The organism is Xanthomonas sp. SI (genome assembly GCF_014236855.1).
GTDB lineage: Bacteria > Pseudomonadota > Gammaproteobacteria > Xanthomonadales > Xanthomonadaceae > Xanthomonas_A.
This window is the reverse complement of sequence record NZ_CP051261.1, coordinates 2,911,688-2,927,896: the sequence shown is the minus strand read 5'-3', so window position 1 is coordinate 2,927,896 and position 16,209 is coordinate 2,911,688. Positions and strand designations below refer to the sequence as shown.

Below are 16,209 nucleotides of genomic sequence, written 5' to 3'. Positions count from 1 at the left end.
CCGTGCGCGGCGTCGTGCGTATTGGCGCTTATGCGCCGCTAAGGGCCTGCTGAGGCTGCGGCATGCGTGCGGCCTGCCGGCGCCGCAGCGCGTTGCGGACGATCGCGGCGAACACGCCAAGCCCGGCGCCCAGCATCAGCGCCACCGCCAGCACCAGCACCGGATTGGGAAATGCCGGGCGATCGGGCACGTAGGCCGCCCATGGCGCGGAAGTGTCGTAGGTATAGCGCGCGCCGAGCCGGGCGAGCAGGTCGTCGCGCTCGGACTTCAGGCTGCGGATGGTCGCGTTCTTTTCCGACAGCAGCATGTTGCCGAGCAACTGCTGCTCGACGCTGCCCTTGCCCTCGGCCTGCTGTTGCAGCAGGCGCGCGCGCTCGGCCTGGGTCGTGGCGAGTTCGCTGCCGATGTCCTGCAGGCGTTCGCGCGTCTGCTGCATCGGCACGGCCTGGATGCGCCGGTGCAGCGCTTGCAGCTGCGCCGTCGTCGCCGCGGCCAGGGCGCGCGCCTGCTGCGCCGAATCGGCACGCAGGCTCAACTCGATCAGGTTGGCATAGGGATCCGGGTCCAGCTTCAGGCTGCTGCGGTACAGCGCCGCCTCGCGCCCGTTCAACGGCAGGCCCAGGCTATGCAGCACCTGGTCCTGGAACAGCCGGGTCTTGATCCGCTCGATCACGCGCTGGAACGGCTCCAGCTTGGGATCGCGCCCGGCCGGGGTCGGGCCGAATTCGCCGACCTGCACCCACGCGGTGGCCTGCCACTGGCGCGTGGCCACATGCAGGAAGGCGAACGCCAGCGCCAGCGCGGCGAGCAGCGGCAGCACGCACCATCTCCACTCGCGCCGCAGGATCCGCCACAGGTCGATCAGGTAGATTTCGTCTTCTTTCATGGCAAGGCACTTCCTGGAGAAAAAGGTGGCGGCGCCTGCCCCGCCCTGCCCGGTGCCGCCCGCGTCGCGCGGCGGTTCGGCAACAGCGCGCTGCAGGCGTGCAGGACCAGGCACAACGCGATGAAGCCGGCATTGGTCCAGGTGAAGGCCTGCGGCGCGAACGGCGACATCAGGCAGGCGTAGGCGATGCGCAGGAACACCAGCAGGTTGAACAGCGACACCGTGCTGCCGAGCAGGCGCACGCTCCACAGCAGCGCCGCGTACAGCGCCAGCATCGCGGCCAGCGCGGCGCCGGCGCCGCCGGCGAGCAGGAACGGGAAGAATTCGGTGCCGACGTTGATGTTCGGCGCATCCAGTGGAATGCCGGTGCCGGCGGTGGCGATCGAGCCGCTCAACGGCACCAGCTGGTTGACCAGGAAACTGGCGTTGACGTAGTCCTTGGCCAGCATCGCGCCGAAGTTGTAAGGGCCGGCGCCGATGTACAGCAGCAGCCACTTGATGCCTTGCGGCGCGGCGCGGTACAGCGCGCCGAACGGCAGCGTCACCGAATCCAGCGAGCCCGAGCGCAGCGTGCCCAGCAGCGAGAACGCCGCGCCGCCAGCGACCAGCAACGCCACGATGGCCTTCCACGGCACCGGCCGCGCCGGATCGCGCCGCAACAGCAGGAGCAGTGCGAAGCTGAACAACCCGGCGAAGATGCGGTTGCGGTCGATCACCAGCACCGGGAACACGAAACCGGCGACGATCATCGCGTTGCGCAGCGTCTTGTCGCGCACGCACAGCAGCGCGATCGGCGGCAGGATCCAGCACATGTTGGACAGGTGCCGCACGTGCGAATGCAGCGGCGTCAGGTCGGCATACGCGGATGGATTGGTGAACAGCGGGATCGGGAACAGCGCCAGGTCCAGCACGCAGAACACGCCGACCAGCGCGGCCAGGCACAGCGCGACGAAGGCCTCGCGGGTGCCGGCATAGCGGCGCGCGCGAAACGCGGCCAGCGACGGCAGGCGGATGCCGTGCAGCGCATCCAGCAGCAGCGTGGTTGCGGCCGCGGCGGCCAGCAAGGCGATGCCGTCGGCATAGCCGGGCGGCAGATCGAAACTGAGCAGGGTCAGCGCGCAACTGAACAGCAGCGGCAGGCCGAAATAGCTCGACGGCAGGCGCAGCAGGCGTTTCATGCGCGCTCGGCCAGCGGCGCCGCTGCGGCCGGCCGCAGGCGTGCCAGCAGCGACAGCCAGGCATGCGCCAGCAGGTGCCCGCCCAGCACCGCCGGCTGGCGCCGCAGGAATGCGATCTTGGCCGCGATGTAGTGCGCCTGCGCATGCAGCAGCGTGCGGCACGGCGCATCGAACAGCGCCGCGCGGCGCAGCGCCACCTGTCGCGACTCGGTCAGGTTTGCCAGGCGACTGGGCAGGTGCCGGGTCCTGCTGGCGTTGGCGCCGTGCAGCCGGTACGCGCAGACACCGACGTCGATGAAACCCAACGCGTCGCGCGCGACCAGGCGCAGGAAGAAATCCCAGTCCTCGATGTGCAGCTCTTCGTCCCAGGCCACGCGCGCCTGCAGCGCGCTGCGCCGGACCAGGGCCACCGCCCCGCTCACCGCCCAGTGCCGGATCACCGCGCGACGGATGCCTGCGTCGCTCAGGTACAGGCGTTTGTCCACGCCGTGCAGGTCGCGCATGCTGCTCTGGTGCAACAGGCGCCCGTCCGCATCGACCACCACCGCATCGCCGATCACCGCGGTCTTGCCCGGCGAAGCGCGCAGATAGGCGACCTGCGCGGCCAGGCCGCCCGGCAGCAGGTAGTCGTCGCTGGCGCCCAGGCGCAGGAACTCGCCGCTGGCCATCGCCACCAGATGGTTCAGCGTGGCGGCGATGCCGCGGTTCTCACGCGGCCAGAACCGCACCGGGATGCGCTGCCCATGCAGCGCGATCCACTCGGCGATGCGCGCGGCGGTGGCGTCGCTGGAGCCGTCGTCGACGATCACCAGTTCCTTGTTCGGATACGGATCCTCCAGCACGCTGTCCAGGCAGCGCTGCACGAAGCGTTCGTGGTTGAACGCCGGCACCAGCACCGACACCAGCGGCATGTCGCCGCGCAGTTCGCGTTCATCCATCAGCGCAACCCTCCCAGATAGCGGCGCACCACCACGACGTTGAACGCCAGGTACAGCGCATAGTTGACCGCGAATGCGTATGCCGCCCCGATCAGGCCCATGCGCGCGGTGAACAGATAGACCAGCCCCAGATAGCTTGCCGCGAACGCGCATTCGGAGATCACGAACAGCCGCGTCATCGCCTTGGCCAGCATCAGGTACGAAAGGACGAACGAGGCGATCTTGATCACGTCGCCGACCAGCTGCGGCGCGTACAGCGGCGCGGCGGCGGCGAAGTCGGCGGCGAACAGCAGCCGCGTGATCCAGTCGCGGCACAGATAGATCGCCGCGGCCAATGCGGTCACCGCCGGCAGCACGTAGCGGTAGGCGGTGCGCAACTCCAGCAGCAGCCCGGCGCGATCGCGCAACGCCGCCAGCTTCGGCAAGTAATAGACGTTGATCGCGGTGGTGAAGAACAGCAGATAGGCCTCGGAAACCTTGCTCACCGCCTGCCAGTAGCCGACCTGCTGCCAACCGAAGGTCTCGGCCAGATGGTCGCGCACGCCGATGTTGACCAGCAGCGGCAGCAGCGCCGAGGTCAGGGTCATCACCGAGAACGCGGCTAGCCGCCGGGTCATTTCCGCATCGAAGCGGATGCGCAGCATGTCGCGGCGGAAGTACGGGCTGCGCCGCAGCGCCGGCAGGCCGGCGCACAGCCACAGCACCTGCCCGGCGACCAGGGCCAGCAGCGCGCCGTACAGCTGCAGCCAGCGCGACAGCCACAGCACCACCAGCACGCTGAGCACCGAGCCGGCGACCTGGATGAAGGCCAGCCGGCGCACGTCCATGAAACCGTTGACCACCGCCAGGATGTAGTTGACCAGGGCGATGCCGAACTGGGCCACGGCCAGCACGCAGATCAGGCTCTGGTACTGCGGATCGCCGAGCAGGCGCTGCGCGATCTGGCGGCTGAACAGCATAGCGACCAATCCCATCACGCAGGCGGCGCAGCACGCATAGCCCAGCGCCGCGCCGAGCAGCCGCGCCAGTTTCTGCGCATCGTCGCGGTACTCGGCCACGTACTTGACGATGCCGGCACCGATGCCGCCGCCGGCCAGCACCGCCAGTAGCGACATCAGGCTGGTGAACTGGCCGAGCCGGGCCACGCCGGCAGGCCCGGCATACACCGCGACCAGCTTGAGCACCAGCAACGCGGCCAGCAGCTTGGCCGCGGTGGCCACGCCGCTGTACAGGCCGCTGCGCAGCACGTTCATGCCGCGCTGGCCTCGAACGCCTGGCAGGCGTCGATCACCCGCTGCACCGCGGCTGCATCCAGGGTCGGCCCGATCGGCAGGCTCAGCACCTCGCGATGCAACTGCTCGCACAGCGGCAGGCTGCGTCCGCTCAGCCCGGCATAGGCCGGCTGCCGGTGCGGTGCCACCGGATAGTGCACCAGGCAGTGGATGCCGCTGGCCAGCAGATGGCGCTGCAGCGCGTCGCGCCGTGCGCAGCGCACCACGAACAGATGCCAGGCGTGCGCCGCCTCGTCGGGCACCTGCGGCAACTGCAGCTGCGGATGCACGATGCCGGCGCGGTAGCGCCGCGCCACATCGCGGCGCAGGGCGATGTCGGCATCCAGGTAGTGCAGCTTGACCCGCAACAACGCCGCCTGCATTTCGTCCAGGCGCGAGTTCACGCCCTGCACCAGGTGCCGGTACTTGATGTCCGACCCGTAGTTGCGCAGCATCCGGATCTGCGCGGCCAGCGCGTCGTCGTCGGTCGTCACCGCGCCGCCGTCGCCGAGCGCGCCCAGGTTCTTGCCGGGGAAGAAACTGAAGCCGGCGGCGTCGCCGAAACTGCCGGCGTGGCGTCCGTGCAGGCGCGCGCCGTGCGCCTGCGCCGCGTCCTCGATCAGCAGCAGGCCATGCTGCCGCGCCAGCGTCCGCAGCGCGGCCATGTCCGCCAGTTGGCCGTACAGGTGCACCGCCATGATCGCCCGCGTGCGCGGGCCGATCGCCCGCTCCACGCTGGCCGGATCCAGGTTGAAGCTGACCGGGTCCGGCTCCACCGGCACCGGCAGCAGCCGGTTCTCGCTGATCGCCAGGAAGCTGGCGATGAAGGTGTTGCCCGGTACGATCACCTCGTCGCCGTCGCGTAGCCGGCCCAGTTCGCGGTAGCCGCGCAGGATCAGGGTCAGCGCGTCCATGCCGTTGCCCACGCCGATCGCATGCGCGGTGCCGCAATAGGCAGCGAACTCGCGCTCGAACGCGTCGAGCTCCTCGCCCAGCACGTACCAGCCCGAGTCGATCACCCGCGCCGCCGCGGCCTTCAGTTCGTCGGCATAGCGGGCGTTGAGCGCGCGCAGGTCCAGGAACGGCACGCTCATCGCAGGTCCCAGGCGTAGAAATCGTGGACCACGCCGCGCGCGCCGAAGCGCTCCTTCTGCGTGACCAGACCGTCGTTGAGCACCTGGCCCTGCTGCTCGGTGGAAATGCCGAGGCTGAAGTACTCGCGCTGCGCGTAGCGGTGTTCGATCAGGTCGGCCAGCAGCAGGCTCAGCGCGTCCACGCGCCGGCCCTGCTCGGAACAGGCCAGGTACTGCGTGTGCACCACGCGGCCGAAGTCGTACAGCAGCGTGCCAGCAAGCAGCGCATCGCCGTCGCGCACTTCGTACAGCACCAGCTGTTCCGGGAAGCGCCCGCACAACAGGCGCAGTTCCTGCAGGCTGTGGGTGGGCGTGGCGCCGTGGCGCTGCAGCACCTCGCTCAGCAGCGCATGGAACGGGGCAGGATCGTCGCTGCGCTGCACGCGCAGGCCGGCCTTGCGCGCCTTGCCGATCGAGCGCCGCCGTTCGGCGGCGAAGCGCAGCGGCTCGCGCAAGGCGATGGCCGAGGACAGGTCGCGGCGTTGCAGCCGCGCACCGAGCCGATGCAGGGCGTAGAGATCCTCTTCCGCCGGCGACGCATGGAACAGGTGCGGCACCGCCTTGTACAGCAGCTCGTGCACGCCGAGGGCACGGTAGTGCGCAGCGATCTGTTCGAACACGTCCAGCGTCGCGGCCGCGCGCAGGCCATGCGCGGACAGCAGCCCGGCATAGCTCAGCCCGGCATGGCTGACCACGCGCGCGCCCTCGATGTTGGCCGGGAACACCGCAAGCAGCGCACCGCCGCGTTCGACCAGCAGCGAGGCGTCGACGAAGCGCTCGGCGTGGTAGTCCATGTAGCCGCGCCGGTGCAGCAGGTTGCCGTTGCGGGATTCGGCGATCAACGCGTCCCAGGCCGGCGCGTCGGCGGCGGTATACGGCCTAACCGAAATCATCGCCACTCCCCTCGCCTGCGCCCTGCGCCAGCGGCGCCACCGCCACGCCGAAGCCGTCGCGGCCCATGTCGTTGCCGTTGTAGAACATCAGCACCCGGTCCCGGTGCCGGATCAGCGCCGGATAGCACAGCGTGCGCGCATCCCAGCCGCCGGGCGAAAGCGCCATGCCGAAGGCCTCGTCGCAACGCTGCCAGTGGTGGCCGTCGTCGCTGCGCGCCACGCCGGGGAAATACGCCCCGCCGACATTGCCGCGGGTGAAGTACATCAGGTAACCGCCCTGGTGGCGGTATACGCGCGGGCGGCCGATGCGGTATTCGCTGCCCTGCGGCTGCAGGCACAGGGTGTCCTGGCGCGGGATCGCCTGCAGGTCGTCGGTCTCGGCGTAGCGGATGTGGTAGCGCGGGAACGGCGTGCCGTCGATGTGCTCCCAGTCGTCGCCGACCGCGTACCACAGCCGCCAGCGGCCGTCCTCGTAGCGTGCCGAATGCACCGCGGCGATGGTGCTGCGCCCGGGCGCGCGGTCCAGCAGCGGCGTGTCCTGGCGGCGCTGGAACGTCTCGCCGCCGTCGTTGGACACCGCCAGCCCGGTGAAGGCCAGGAACTTGGCCTTGGCCACGCGCTGGAAGCCGACATAGAACATGTACAGCCCATCCGGCGCGGCGACCACGTCGCCGAGGATCATGCCGTTGTCGTCGAAGCAGCCATCGCGGCCGATGTCCAGCACCGGCGTGGCGCTCACGCGAACCACCCGGGTCGGATCGTCGCCGCGCACGTCGACGTAGCCGATGCGGCTGATCCCGGCATCGTCGCGGAAGCCGGCGTAGACGCGGATCAGCTCGGCGTCCAGGCGATACGGCGTCGGCGTCAACGCCGAATGCCGCATCCAGCCGCCGACGCCGTCGCGTGCGGTGGCGAACGCCAGGCCGCGCTTGCTCCAATCGAACATGGCGTCAGAGCGTCACGTCGAAGCTGGACTTGCCGGCCACCGCGCGCGCCGGCGCACCGACGTAGACCCGGCCCGGTTCGGTGTCGCGGGTGACCAGCGCGCCGGCACCGATCACGTTGTCCGCAGCGACCTTGACCCCGTCGCTGAAGGTGGCATTGACCCCGATGAAACTGCTCTGACCGATCTCGCAATAGCCGGAAATCACCGCATGCGAGGCGACGAACACGTGATCGTGGATCACCGTGCGGTGGCCGATGTGGTTGCCGCTCCACAGGATGCAGTTGTCGCCGATGCGGGTGAACGGCTGCACCACATTGCCTTCGAACACGAAGCAGTTCTCGCCCAGCTGCGCATTACGCCAGACGAAGGCGCGCGAACTGACGTAGCTGGCCAGGCGATAGCCGCGGCGCTTGGCGTCGAGAAAGAAGCGCGTGCGCAGGCGGTTGAGGCCGCTGGCGGGAATCGCCACGAACGCCTCGATCTCGCCAGGCGGGTACAGCCGCTCCAACTCCTCGTACGCCACCACCGGGCGCTCGGCCAGGGTCGGTGCGGCGATATAGTCGCGCTCGGCGCTGAAGGCCAACACTTCGTAGTCGCTGTCGTGGCTGAAGTATTCGCAGGCGATCTGCGCCATTTCGCCCGCGCCGATGATGACCAATGGTTTCGCCATGGCGCTACGCCTCCTGCCGGCGTTCGCCCGCGGCTTCGCGCAGGAAATCGTCGTAGTCGAGGATGTAGTCGGCCGGATCGTAGGCCTGGTCGGCCAGCACCATCAGCACGCAGTCGGCGCTGAAATCGTACAGGTCGCGCCACACCATGCTGCCGAGCAGCAGGCCCTGGGAAGGGTCGTCCAGCACCACCTGCACCGGTCCGCTGCCGTCGTCGAGCAGGAACGACACCGAGCCATGCAGGGCCACCGCCAATTGATTCAGATGGCGGTGCGCGTGCTGCCCGCGGTGCACGCCGTGCTTGGTCGCGAACAGGTAGTACACGCGCCGGATGTCGAAGGGCACGTCGCGTTGCTGCTCCAGGGCCACGAGCAGACCGCGCTCGTCGCCGTGCGTACGCAACTGGATTCGTTCGATTGCCATAGTGTGTCCGACACGGACTCCGACGCGGAGTTACCAGGCTGAGTGCCGCCGGCCGGCGCAAAGGTTGCGCCGTGCCACACGCGGCGCCGCTGCGAAGGCCGCCGCCACGCCGACGCAACCTTTTGCCGCGCCCCCGGCACCCATCTGCGACCACCACTGCGCCGGCCATTGCGCTGCCCGCGGGTGGCGCAGCACGACGCCGCGAACGGCAGCGCGCATTCCATCGACACGACCTGGACAGGGCACGCCACCATGACTTCATCCACGCAGGCCGACGACGGCACCTCTCTCTCCGGCGCACCGGAGCATCCGCCGCGCACATCCGCAGCGGCAGGGTTGCCGCGGCCGATGGTGGTGCTGCACTGGCTCACCGTGCTGTGCCTGGTGCTGGCGGCGAGCCTGATCCTGCTGCGCGAAGAGGTCGAAGGCCGCGCCGTACGCCAATGGTTGCTGGAGGGACATCGGCATTTCGGCCTGTTCGTGCTCGGCCTGTTCTTCCTGCGCGTGGCGCTGCGCCTGCGCCTGGGCAAACGCCACGATCCCGACGCCACCTCGCCGCTGCTGCGGGCGCTGGCCGGGCTCACCCATGTGGTCATGTACGCGCTGCTGCTGACCCTGCCGGTGCTGGGCTGGGCGCTGAGCCAGTCCATGGGCAAGCCGGTGCACCTGTTCGCCGCCACGCTGCCGGAACTGGTCGCCCCCGATCCGGATCTGGCCGACACGCTCGGCGCCTGGCACGTGTATGCCGCCTGGGCGCTGCTCGGCCTGATCCTGCTGCATATCGGTGCCGCGCTATGGCACCACTTCGTGCGCCGCGACGACACCCTGCGGCGAATGCTGCGCTTCCGCCGCGGCTGAGCCGCGCCTTACGCCCTTCCCTCGTCCGCCGCCGCGCCGACCCGCTCAAGGACCCATCGCATGCAGACCACCCCGTCTCCTTCTTCTCTCTTCCGTCCCGGCACGCTGCGCGGCGCCGAGCAGGTCCTGCTGTGGTCCACGCTCGGCTCGCTGTTGCTGCTGGCTAGCCCGCGCGCCGCGGCGGTGCCGGCGTTCGCGCGGCAGACCGGCTCGTCCTGCGCGGACTGCCACATCGGCGCCTATGGCCCGGCGCTGACCCCGTACGGCATGCGCTTCAAGCTCAACGGCTACACCGACAGCGACGGCAACGGGACCAAGATCCCGGCCTCGGCGCAGCTCACCGGTACCCGCAGCGTGCCGGTACGCGGCAAGACCAACAACCAGCTCAGCGAGGGCGACCTGTACCTGGCAGGGCGTGTCACCGACAACATCGGCGGCTACATCAAGGTCTCCAGCACCAATAACGGCAAGGACAAGTTCACCACCAAGCTGGACAACGTGGACCTGCGTTTCGTCGCCAAGACCTTCAAGCTCGGCGGCAAGGACGCCCTGCTCGGGGTCAGCGTCAACAACAACCCGGGCAGCCAGGATCCGATCGGCGTGCTGCCCAACGCCTCCGGCCTGGGGCCGGCCTCGGCCTACGCCAGCTCCACCACCTTGCTCAACCAGTCGTCGCTGTCCAACCGGGTGATCGGCACCAGCGTCTACGGCGTCTACGACCGCAACTGGTACGGCGAGATCGGCACCTACAACGCGCTGCCGGTCTCCACCCAGGACGACCTCGGCTACGCGGTCGGCGGCGACCCGGGCAAGCTCAGCGACACCGGCTACCTGCGCCTGAGCTACATGAAGGACATGAAGAAGCAGTTCTTCTCCGCCGGCGTGGTCGCCCTGACCACCCATCGCCAGCTGCCGCGCGGCACCGGCCCGCGCGACGACTTCACCGACCTGGGCTACGACCTGAACTACCAGTTCCTCGGCACCCGCGAGCACATCCTCAAGCTCGGCTATCTCAACATCTACGAACGCCGCCGCTACGGCAGCGCGCTGATCGACCCGGCCGATCCCAGCGTGGCCGGACTGCGCCGCGGCAGCATCCGCGACCAGTCGATCAACCTCAGCTACACCTACAAGCAGAGCTATGGCCTGCTGCTGGCGCACTTCATCAATACCGGTTCGGACGACGCGTTCCGCTACCGCCCGTACGCCGCCCCGGACACCACCAGCAACCTGATCAGCGCGTCCTGGGCGCCGTTCGGCAAGGACGACTCGTTCACCTCGATCGCCAATATGCGCCTGTCCGCCACCTGGTTCCGTTTCAGCAAGTTCAACGGCACCACCGGCAACGTGTTCGGCGCCCTGCCGGAGACCCGCCCGCACGACCTGAACCAGTTCTCGCTGGCCCTGAGCCTCGCGTTCTGAGCACACCTTTCCCCCCAAGTACGGATCGCCATGAAAGCAGCCAACCCATTTCCCCTGTGGTGCACCCTGATGGCCAGCCTGCTGCCGCTCGGCGCCACGCTCGCGCCCGCCGCGCAGGCCGGCGGCGGCCTGCCCGGCGCCGGCGTGTTCGCCACCGAATGCGCCGAATGCCATAGCGCGGCGCCGGGCAAGAACAAGAAAGGCCCGACCCTGTTCGGCGTGGTCGGACGCAGCGCCGGCAGCGTGCCCGACTACCACTACTCGGACGCGATGAAGAAGACCCAGTGGACCTGGAGCGACGACAAGCTGCGCAGCTACCTGGCCCAGCCCGCGTCCAAGGGCGTGCCCGGCGCCAACATGAAGTACGACGGGCTCGACGACAGCAAGCAACTGGAAGACCTGATCGCCTATCTCAATACCCTGCATTGAAGTCGGCACCCGGCCCCGGCATAGTCGAACCTGAACCCGGCGTCCGCCGCCGGGCGTCCGCCGTGTCGCCGCCAGTGCGCAATGCCGATAATGGCGATCGTCCACGCGGCGGGCGCTCCAGCGTTGCCGCTGGCACGTGCCCCAGCGTCCCCTGCGATCCGACCTGCGACCATCGAGCGCCCGTGCACAACCGCCCTTCTGCCGCCGGCTCCCTGTCCCCGACCGCCCTGCCCGCGACCGCGATGGGCCGCCGCCGCAGATGGGCATCCCGACCGGCATGACCACGGCCGCAGGTGACCTGGCGCAGCGCGTCGCGTGCCTGCGCCCGTTGCCCGGCACGCTGGCGCTGGCGGCGGCGCTGTGCCTGCCGGGCACGGCGTTGGCGGCCAAGCTTGGCGGCGCGGTCGGGCTCAGTTCGCAATTGGTCGATCGCGGCATCGCGGTGACCGCCGACACCCCGTCCCTGCAATTGGCCGGCTACTGGCTGCCGGCGCCGGGCTGGTCGCTCGGCGCGTCCGCCAGTACGGCGCTGGACGCACCGGGCCACCAGTTGCTGACCACGATCGAGCTGTCGCGCAGCTGGACACTGTCCGACAGCTGGCAGATGCAGGCCGGGCTGCTGCGCTACGACTACCCCGGCAACCGCATCAATCGCCTGTTCAACCGCAACGAGGCCAGCCTCGGCTGGTCGTACCGGGACCGGCTGAGCGTGTCGCTGGCCGCGTTCGAGCTGCCCGACAGCTACCGCGGCCGCTGGTACGGCGCCGCCGACCTCACCGTGCACCAGCCGCTGCCGGGGCAGCTGTCGCTGTCGGCCGGGATCGGCATCAGCCAGGCCCCGCCGGCGCTGTACGGGCTGGACTACGCCGACCACTACAGCTACGGCCACGCCGGGCTGATGTGGAACGCCGGCACCTGGAGCGTGGAGGTCGACCGCGTGTTCAGCGACGCGCGCAGCATCTACGCCAGGCGCGGCAACGGCATCTGGCCGTGGGTGGTCACCGTGTCGCGCGCCTTCTGATCCGCACGCAACCTTTTCGTGCCGACCCGGCACATACCGGTGCCCGTTGCCAAGCCAGCCCTCCATGACCGACACCGATCCACTAGGCGATGCCACCGACCGCATGCTGCTCCGGCGCATGGCCGGCGGCGACCGCGATGCGTTGGCCACCCTCTACCGCAACTACCACGGGCGCCTATGCCGGTTCCTGTCGCGGCTGACCCGGCGCCCGGACATCATCGAGGAGGCGATCAACGACTGCTTCTGGATCGCCTGGCAGAAGGCCGGCGATTTCCGCGGCGACTCGCAGGTCTCGACCTGGATCATGGGCATCGCTTACCGCTGCGGGCTCAAGGCGATCCGCCACCACAGCGACGAGGCGATCGAGGACGGGGTGAGCGCCGAAGAGCATTTCGGCTCCTCTTCCGACCCGGACGAGGACCGCGAACTGCGCGACTGGCTGGGCAAGGGCCTGGAGCGGCTGTCGGCCGACCAGCGCCTGGTGGTCGAACTGGTCTATGGCCTGGGCCACAAGCTGGAAGAAGTCGCGGCGATCATGCAGTGCCCGGTGGGCACGATCAAGGCGCGGCTGTTCCATGCCCGGGTCAAGCTGCGCAACGTGCTGCCGGGATTGGCCGGCGGTGCTTCCCCTCTGACGGAGAGCATGTCATGAAGACAGGCTTCAACGAGCCGGGCAACGAGTGCTCGCATGCCTGGGAACTGATGCCGTGGGTGCTGCAGGCCAGCGCCACGGAAGAACAACACGAGTGGCTGATCGCGCATCTGGCCAAGTGCAGCTTCTGCAGCGCCGAGTTCGCGCAGCAGAGCCGGCTGCGCATGGCGATGTCGCTGCCCAGCGACGTGCCGGTGGATGCCGAGGCCGGGCTGCAGCGCCTGCTCGGCCGCCTCGACGCGCCCGAACCGCAGCGCCTGCCGGCGCGCGTGCGCGCCAGCTGGACCACGCGGGCGCTGGTCGCCGCGGCGCTGGTGCAGGCGGTCGGGCTGGGCGTGCTCGGGGTCAGGCTGTCCGCCAGCGACCAGGGGCATGGCAGCGGCTACCGCACCCTCAGCGAGGCCGCGCAGCCGCTGGCGAGCGACGCGATCCGCGTGGTGCCGGACGCGCGCATGACCCTGGCCGACTGGGACGCGGTGCTGCGCAAGCTGCAGCTGCGCGTGGTCGGCGGCCCCAACGGCGCCGGCGCCTACACCGTGGTGCCGGTCCAGGCCGGATCGCCAGCGCAGCCGCAGCGCAGCGTGCAGCAGCTGCGTGCGACGCCCGGCATCCGCCTGGCGGAGCCGATTTCCGCACCATGAGCCTGCGTCGCGCCTGCCTGCTCGTCGCTTGCCTCGCGCTCGGCGCCTGCGCCCATGGCGGGCGCGGTGCCGCCGACGTGCCTTTGGCGGCCGCGGCGACGCCTGCGAAGACGCCGACCCTGGACGCCTCGCCGGCCTTGGACAGTCAGCGCCAGATCGTGCTCGCGGTGGCCAACCCGATGGCCGCGCCGGGCCGGCATGCCGGCTCCAACCTGATCGGCTATGCCTCGTCCAAGTATTACGGTGCCGGCACCCAGGCGGCGGCGACGCTGGACGCGCTGACCCAGCGCTACGGCCTGCGCCAGGTGACCGGCTGGCCGATCAAGCCGCTCGGCGTGTACTGCGTGGTGTTCGAACCGGCGCCGGGCGCGCAGCGCGACGCGCTGCTCGCCGAACTGGCCAAGGACGAACGCGTCGCGCTGTCGCAGCCGCTGCAGGAATTCGCCACCTACGCCGACGCGGCGCCGCCGGCCCAGCCCGCGCAGCCGCTGCGCTACAACGATCCCTACGTGGACATGCAGCGCGGTTTCGCCGCGACCAACGCCGCCACCGCGCAGGTGCTGAGCCAGGGCCAGGGCGTGGGCGTGGCCATCGTCGATACCGGCGTGGACACCGCGCACCCGGACCTGCAGGGCCGGTTGCGCGAGGTGCGCGACATGGTCGGCGCCGACCCCACGGCGTTCAATCGCGACCACCACGGCACCGAAGTGGCCGGGATCATCGCCGCCGGCAGCAACAACCATCTCGGCATCGTCGGCATGGCGCCCAAGGCCATGCTCGACGTGTACAAGGCCTGCTGGTATCCGCAGCGCGCCGGGGCCGGCGCCGGCTGCAACTCTTTCACCCTGGCCAAGGCGCTGGTCGCGATCGGCGACACCCGCGCGCGCATCATCAATCTGAGCCTGGGCGGCCCGGCCGATCCGCTGCTGCGCAAGCTGCTCGAGCAATTGCTGCGGCAGGGCCGCATCGTGGTCGCGGCGATGCCGCCGGACGGCCGCCTGGACGGCTTTCCCGATGCCACCCCGGGGGTGATCGTGGTGCGTACCAGCAGCCCCACGCCGTCGCCGCCGGGCGTGCTCAGCGCGCCGGGCGAGGACATCCTGACCACCCAGCCCAACGGCGGCTACGACTTCACCTCCGGCTCGTCGATGGCCACCGCGCACGTCAGCGGCGTGGTCGCGCTGCTGCTGGCGCTGGCGCCGCAGCTGGACGCGCGCAGCGTGCACGAGCTGCTGCGCCGGACCAGCCGGCAACGCGACGGCTTGCTGCAGGTGGATGCCGCCGCCGCGGTACAGGCGCTGCCGCGCACCGCCGCCACGGCGCGCTGAGCGTTGCGCATGGCCAAGTGGATTCCGCACTGGATGCACCGGCTGGCCTCGCCGCCGACGTTCTACCGCGTCGCCGGCGTGGTCCGGCCGTGGGCGCTGGGCGCGGCGCTGCTGCTCGGCGCGGTCGCGTTCTACGGCGGGCTGGTGCTGGCGCCGCCGGACTACCAGCAGCACGATGCCTACCGGATCATCTTCATCCACGTGCCCAGCGCCTGGATGAGCCTGTTCGTGTATGTCGCGATGGGCGCGGCCGGCTTCGTCGCCCTGGTCTGGCGGCTGAAGCTGGCGGAAGTGGCGTGCATGGCCTCCGCCTCGATCGGCGCCGCGTTCACCTTCATCACCCTGTGCACCGGGTCGCTATGGGGCAAGCCGATGTGGGGCACGTGGTGGACCTGGGACGCGCGGCTGACCTCGGAATTGGTGCTGCTATTCCTGTACCTGGGCGTGATCGGCCTTTACCGCGCGATCGAGGATCCGCGCCAGGGCGCGCGCGCCGCGGCGCTGCTGGCGCTGGTCGGGCTGATCAACCTGCCGATCGTACATTTCTCCGTGGTCTGGTGGAACACCCTGCACCAGGGCTCCACGGTGCGCGTGCTCGGCCCGTCGAAGATGCCGCTGGCGATGCTGTGGCCGCTGCTGACCGCGGTGCTGGCGAGCAAGTGCTACTACCTGGCCAGCCTGCTCGGGCGCATGCGCACCGACCTGCTGGCGCTGGAGCGCGGCAAGGGCTGGGTGCGTGCGCTCGCGCTGGCAGCACCCGCATCCGCGGCGGCGCAGGCGACGACGGCCATGCCGGCGGAACGCGCGGCATGAGCGGCTTCTGGGCGATGGGCGGCTACGCCGCCTACGTATGGACCGCCTACGCGCTGTTCCTGCTGGTGCTGCTGCTGGACACGCTGCTGCCGCGCTGGCGGCAGCGGCGCCTGCTCGCCGAGACGCGCGCGCAAGTGCTGCGCGAACAGGCGCGACGCCAGCGTGGCGCCTCTTCCCGCTTGCCAGGTATCGACCATGAATCCCACCCGTAAGCGCCGCCTGCTGGTCGTGCTGCTGGTGCTGGGCGCCGCCGCGCTCGCCACCGGCCTGTTCGTGCTGGCCCTGCAGCACAACATCAGTTACCTGTTCACGCCGAGCCAGGTGCAGGCCGGCCAAGCCGACGGCTACCGCGTGTTCCGCCTCGGCGGCATGGTCAAGGCCGGCTCGATCCGGCGCAGCGCCGATTCGCTGCGGGTGGAGTTCACCGTGATCGACAAGTCCGGCGCCACCGCGGTCGCCTACACCGGGATCCTGCCCGACCTGTTCCGCGACAACCAGGCGGTGATCGCCACCGGTTCGCTGCATGGCGCCGGTTTCGTCGCCACCGAGGTGCTGGCCAAGCACGACGAGACCTACATGCCGCAGGAACTGAAGGACGCGATGGCGCAGGCCCACGAGGGTCGCACCGCGGCGGCGGTTTCCGCGTCGGCCGCCACGTCCGCGACGCCATGACGCGGATGCTGACCTGCCGCACCGCGCTGCGCTGGCC

General features: G+C 70.0%; 19 protein-coding genes. 10 read left to right on the top strand and 9 right to left on the bottom strand.

The window, feature by feature from the left end:
- Positions 1-28 precede the first annotated feature (28 nt).
- The 9 genes from HEP75_RS12195 to HEP75_RS12155 are packed head-to-tail and all read right to left on the bottom strand — an operon-like array spanning position 29 to position 8,336.
- Positions 29-886 (bottom strand): Wzz/FepE/Etk N-terminal domain-containing protein, encoded by an 858-nt coding sequence (locus tag HEP75_RS12195; RefSeq protein ID WP_185823709.1) that lies wholly within the window; start codon positions 884-886, stop codon positions 29-31.
- Positions 883-2,064 (bottom strand): hypothetical protein, encoded by a 1,182-nt coding sequence (locus HEP75_RS12190; protein ID WP_185823708.1) that lies wholly within the window; start codon positions 2,062-2,064, stop codon positions 883-885. The genes HEP75_RS12195 and HEP75_RS12190 overlap by 4 nt, the downstream gene beginning before the upstream one ends.
- Entirely contained in the window at positions 2,061-3,002 is a 942-nt protein-coding gene (locus HEP75_RS12185; RefSeq protein ID WP_185823707.1) for a glycosyltransferase, read from the bottom strand. Before HEP75_RS12185 ends, HEP75_RS12190 begins: the two co-directional genes overlap by 4 nt.
- Positions 3,002-4,255, bottom strand: a complete 1,254-nt coding sequence (locus tag HEP75_RS12180) for an O-antigen translocase (protein WP_185823706.1) — start codon at positions 4,253-4,255, stop codon at positions 3,002-3,004. Before HEP75_RS12180 ends, HEP75_RS12185 begins: the two co-directional genes overlap by 1 nt.
- Positions 4,252-5,367 carry a DegT/DnrJ/EryC1/StrS family aminotransferase gene (locus HEP75_RS12175; RefSeq protein WP_185823705.1) on the bottom strand — a complete coding sequence of 372 codons (1,116 nt, stop codon included), beginning with the start codon at positions 5,365-5,367 and terminating at the stop codon, positions 4,252-4,254. The genes HEP75_RS12180 and HEP75_RS12175 overlap by 4 nt, the downstream gene beginning before the upstream one ends.
- Positions 5,364-6,299 (bottom strand): GNAT family N-acetyltransferase, encoded by a 936-nt coding sequence (locus HEP75_RS12170; protein ID WP_185823704.1) that lies wholly within the window; start codon positions 6,297-6,299, stop codon positions 5,364-5,366. The genes HEP75_RS12175 and HEP75_RS12170 overlap by 4 nt, the downstream gene beginning before the upstream one ends.
- Positions 6,286-7,245 carry a hypothetical protein gene (locus tag HEP75_RS12165; protein WP_185823703.1) on the bottom strand — a complete coding sequence of 320 codons (960 nt, stop codon included), beginning with the start codon at positions 7,243-7,245 and terminating at the stop codon, positions 6,286-6,288. Before HEP75_RS12165 ends, HEP75_RS12170 begins: the two co-directional genes overlap by 14 nt.
- Positions 7,246-7,249: 4 nt before the next feature.
- Positions 7,250-7,915 carry an acetyltransferase gene (locus HEP75_RS12160; RefSeq protein ID WP_185823702.1) on the bottom strand — a complete coding sequence of 222 codons (666 nt, stop codon included), beginning with the start codon at positions 7,913-7,915 and terminating at the stop codon, positions 7,250-7,252.
- Between the two features lie 4 nt (positions 7,916-7,919).
- Positions 7,920-8,336, bottom strand: a complete 417-nt coding sequence (locus HEP75_RS12155; RefSeq protein ID WP_185816401.1) for an FdtA/QdtA family cupin domain-containing protein — start codon at positions 8,334-8,336, stop codon at positions 7,920-7,922.
- A gap of 252 nt (positions 8,337-8,588) precedes the next feature.
- Here HEP75_RS12155 and HEP75_RS12150 point away from each other — a divergent pair, with 252 nt between their 5' ends.
- The 10 genes from HEP75_RS12150 (at position 8,589) to ccmE (ending at position 16,172) form a co-directional block, all read left to right on the top strand.
- Positions 8,589-9,194, top strand: coding sequence for a cytochrome b (locus tag HEP75_RS12150; protein ID WP_255423471.1), 606 nt, complete (start codon positions 8,589-8,591; stop codon positions 9,192-9,194).
- Positions 9,195-9,254: 60 nt separating this feature from the next.
- Positions 9,255-10,616: a cytochrome C gene (locus HEP75_RS12145; protein ID WP_185823701.1), complete on the top strand. Its 1,362-nt coding sequence runs from the start codon at positions 9,255-9,257 to the stop codon at positions 10,614-10,616.
- A gap of 30 nt (positions 10,617-10,646) precedes the next feature.
- A complete protein-coding gene (locus HEP75_RS12140) occupies positions 10,647-11,045 on the top strand; it encodes a c-type cytochrome (protein ID WP_185823700.1) in 399 nt (132 codons plus the stop codon).
- A gap of 277 nt (positions 11,046-11,322) precedes the next feature.
- Positions 11,323-12,066 carry a hypothetical protein gene (locus HEP75_RS12135; protein WP_255423840.1) on the top strand — a complete coding sequence of 248 codons (744 nt, stop codon included), beginning with the start codon at positions 11,323-11,325 and terminating at the stop codon, positions 12,064-12,066.
- Positions 12,067-12,130: 64 nt separating this feature from the next.
- Positions 12,131-12,718 (top strand): sigma-70 family RNA polymerase sigma factor, encoded by a 588-nt coding sequence (locus tag HEP75_RS12130; RefSeq protein ID WP_185823699.1) that lies wholly within the window; start codon positions 12,131-12,133, stop codon positions 12,716-12,718.
- Positions 12,715-13,359 (top strand): zf-HC2 domain-containing protein, encoded by a 645-nt coding sequence (locus tag HEP75_RS12125; RefSeq protein ID WP_185823698.1) that lies wholly within the window; start codon positions 12,715-12,717, stop codon positions 13,357-13,359. The genes HEP75_RS12130 and HEP75_RS12125 overlap by 4 nt, the downstream gene beginning before the upstream one ends.
- Positions 13,356-14,687, top strand: a complete 1,332-nt coding sequence (locus tag HEP75_RS12120) for a S8 family serine peptidase (RefSeq protein ID WP_185823697.1) — start codon at positions 13,356-13,358, stop codon at positions 14,685-14,687. The genes HEP75_RS12125 and HEP75_RS12120 overlap by 4 nt, the downstream gene beginning before the upstream one ends.
- A 9-nt stretch (positions 14,688-14,696) precedes the next feature.
- Positions 14,697-15,500, top strand: a complete 804-nt coding sequence (locus HEP75_RS12115; RefSeq protein WP_185823696.1) for a heme ABC transporter permease — start codon at positions 14,697-14,699, stop codon at positions 15,498-15,500.
- Positions 15,497-15,712, top strand: coding sequence for a heme exporter protein CcmD (gene ccmD / locus HEP75_RS12110; protein ID WP_185823695.1), 216 nt, complete (start codon positions 15,497-15,499; stop codon positions 15,710-15,712). The genes HEP75_RS12115 and ccmD overlap by 4 nt, the downstream gene beginning before the upstream one ends.
- Complete coding sequence (gene ccmE / locus HEP75_RS12105; RefSeq protein ID WP_185823694.1) at positions 15,696-16,172, top strand: cytochrome c maturation protein CcmE; 477 nt, start codon at positions 15,696-15,698, stop codon at positions 16,170-16,172. The genes ccmD and ccmE overlap by 17 nt, the downstream gene beginning before the upstream one ends.
- Positions 16,173-16,209: the final 37 nt, after the last annotated feature.

What these genes read in the sequence shown, in the direction of transcription:
- HEP75_RS12195 (WP_185823709.1), bottom strand. Translation starts at nt 886, where the DNA reads ATGAAAGAAGACGAAATCTACCTGATCGACCTGTGGCGGATCCTGCGG.
- HEP75_RS12190 (WP_185823708.1), bottom strand. Translation starts at nt 2,064, where the DNA reads ATGAAACGCCTGCTGCGCCTGCCGTCGAGCTATTTCGGCCTGCCGCTG.
- HEP75_RS12185 (WP_185823707.1), bottom strand. Translation starts at nt 3,002, where the DNA reads ATGGATGAACGCGAACTGCGCGGCGACATGCCGCTGGTGTCGGTGCTG.
- HEP75_RS12180 (WP_185823706.1), bottom strand. Translation starts at nt 4,255, where the DNA reads ATGAACGTGCTGCGCAGCGGCCTGTACAGCGGCGTGGCCACCGCGGCC.
- HEP75_RS12175 (WP_185823705.1), bottom strand. Translation starts at nt 5,367, where the DNA reads ATGAGCGTGCCGTTCCTGGACCTGCGCGCGCTCAACGCCCGCTATGCC.
- HEP75_RS12170 (WP_185823704.1), bottom strand. Translation starts at nt 6,299, where the DNA reads ATGATTTCGGTTAGGCCGTATACCGCCGCCGACGCGCCGGCCTGGGAC.
- HEP75_RS12165 (WP_185823703.1), bottom strand. Translation starts at nt 7,245, where the DNA reads ATGTTCGATTGGAGCAAGCGCGGCCTGGCGTTCGCCACCGCACGCGAC.
- HEP75_RS12160 (WP_185823702.1), bottom strand. Translation starts at nt 7,915, where the DNA reads ATGGCGAAACCATTGGTCATCATCGGCGCGGGCGAAATGGCGCAGATC.
- HEP75_RS12155 (WP_185816401.1), bottom strand. Translation starts at nt 8,336, where the DNA reads ATGGCAATCGAACGAATCCAGTTGCGTACGCACGGCGACGAGCGCGGT.
- HEP75_RS12150 (WP_255423471.1), top strand. Translation starts at nt 8,589, where the DNA reads ATGACTTCATCCACGCAGGCCGACGACGGCACCTCTCTCTCCGGCGCA.
- HEP75_RS12145 (WP_185823701.1), top strand. Translation starts at nt 9,255, where the DNA reads ATGCAGACCACCCCGTCTCCTTCTTCTCTCTTCCGTCCCGGCACGCTG.
- HEP75_RS12140 (WP_185823700.1), top strand. Translation starts at nt 10,647, where the DNA reads ATGAAAGCAGCCAACCCATTTCCCCTGTGGTGCACCCTGATGGCCAGC.
- HEP75_RS12135 (WP_255423840.1), top strand. Translation starts at nt 11,323, where the DNA reads ATGACCACGGCCGCAGGTGACCTGGCGCAGCGCGTCGCGTGCCTGCGC.
- HEP75_RS12130 (WP_185823699.1), top strand. Translation starts at nt 12,131, where the DNA reads ATGACCGACACCGATCCACTAGGCGATGCCACCGACCGCATGCTGCTC.
- HEP75_RS12125 (WP_185823698.1), top strand. Translation starts at nt 12,715, where the DNA reads ATGAAGACAGGCTTCAACGAGCCGGGCAACGAGTGCTCGCATGCCTGG.
- HEP75_RS12120 (WP_185823697.1), top strand. Translation starts at nt 13,356, where the DNA reads ATGAGCCTGCGTCGCGCCTGCCTGCTCGTCGCTTGCCTCGCGCTCGGC.
- HEP75_RS12115 (WP_185823696.1), top strand. Translation starts at nt 14,697, where the DNA reads ATGGCCAAGTGGATTCCGCACTGGATGCACCGGCTGGCCTCGCCGCCG.
- ccmD (WP_185823695.1), top strand. Translation starts at nt 15,497, where the DNA reads ATGAGCGGCTTCTGGGCGATGGGCGGCTACGCCGCCTACGTATGGACC.
- ccmE (WP_185823694.1), top strand. Translation starts at nt 15,696, where the DNA reads ATGAATCCCACCCGTAAGCGCCGCCTGCTGGTCGTGCTGCTGGTGCTG.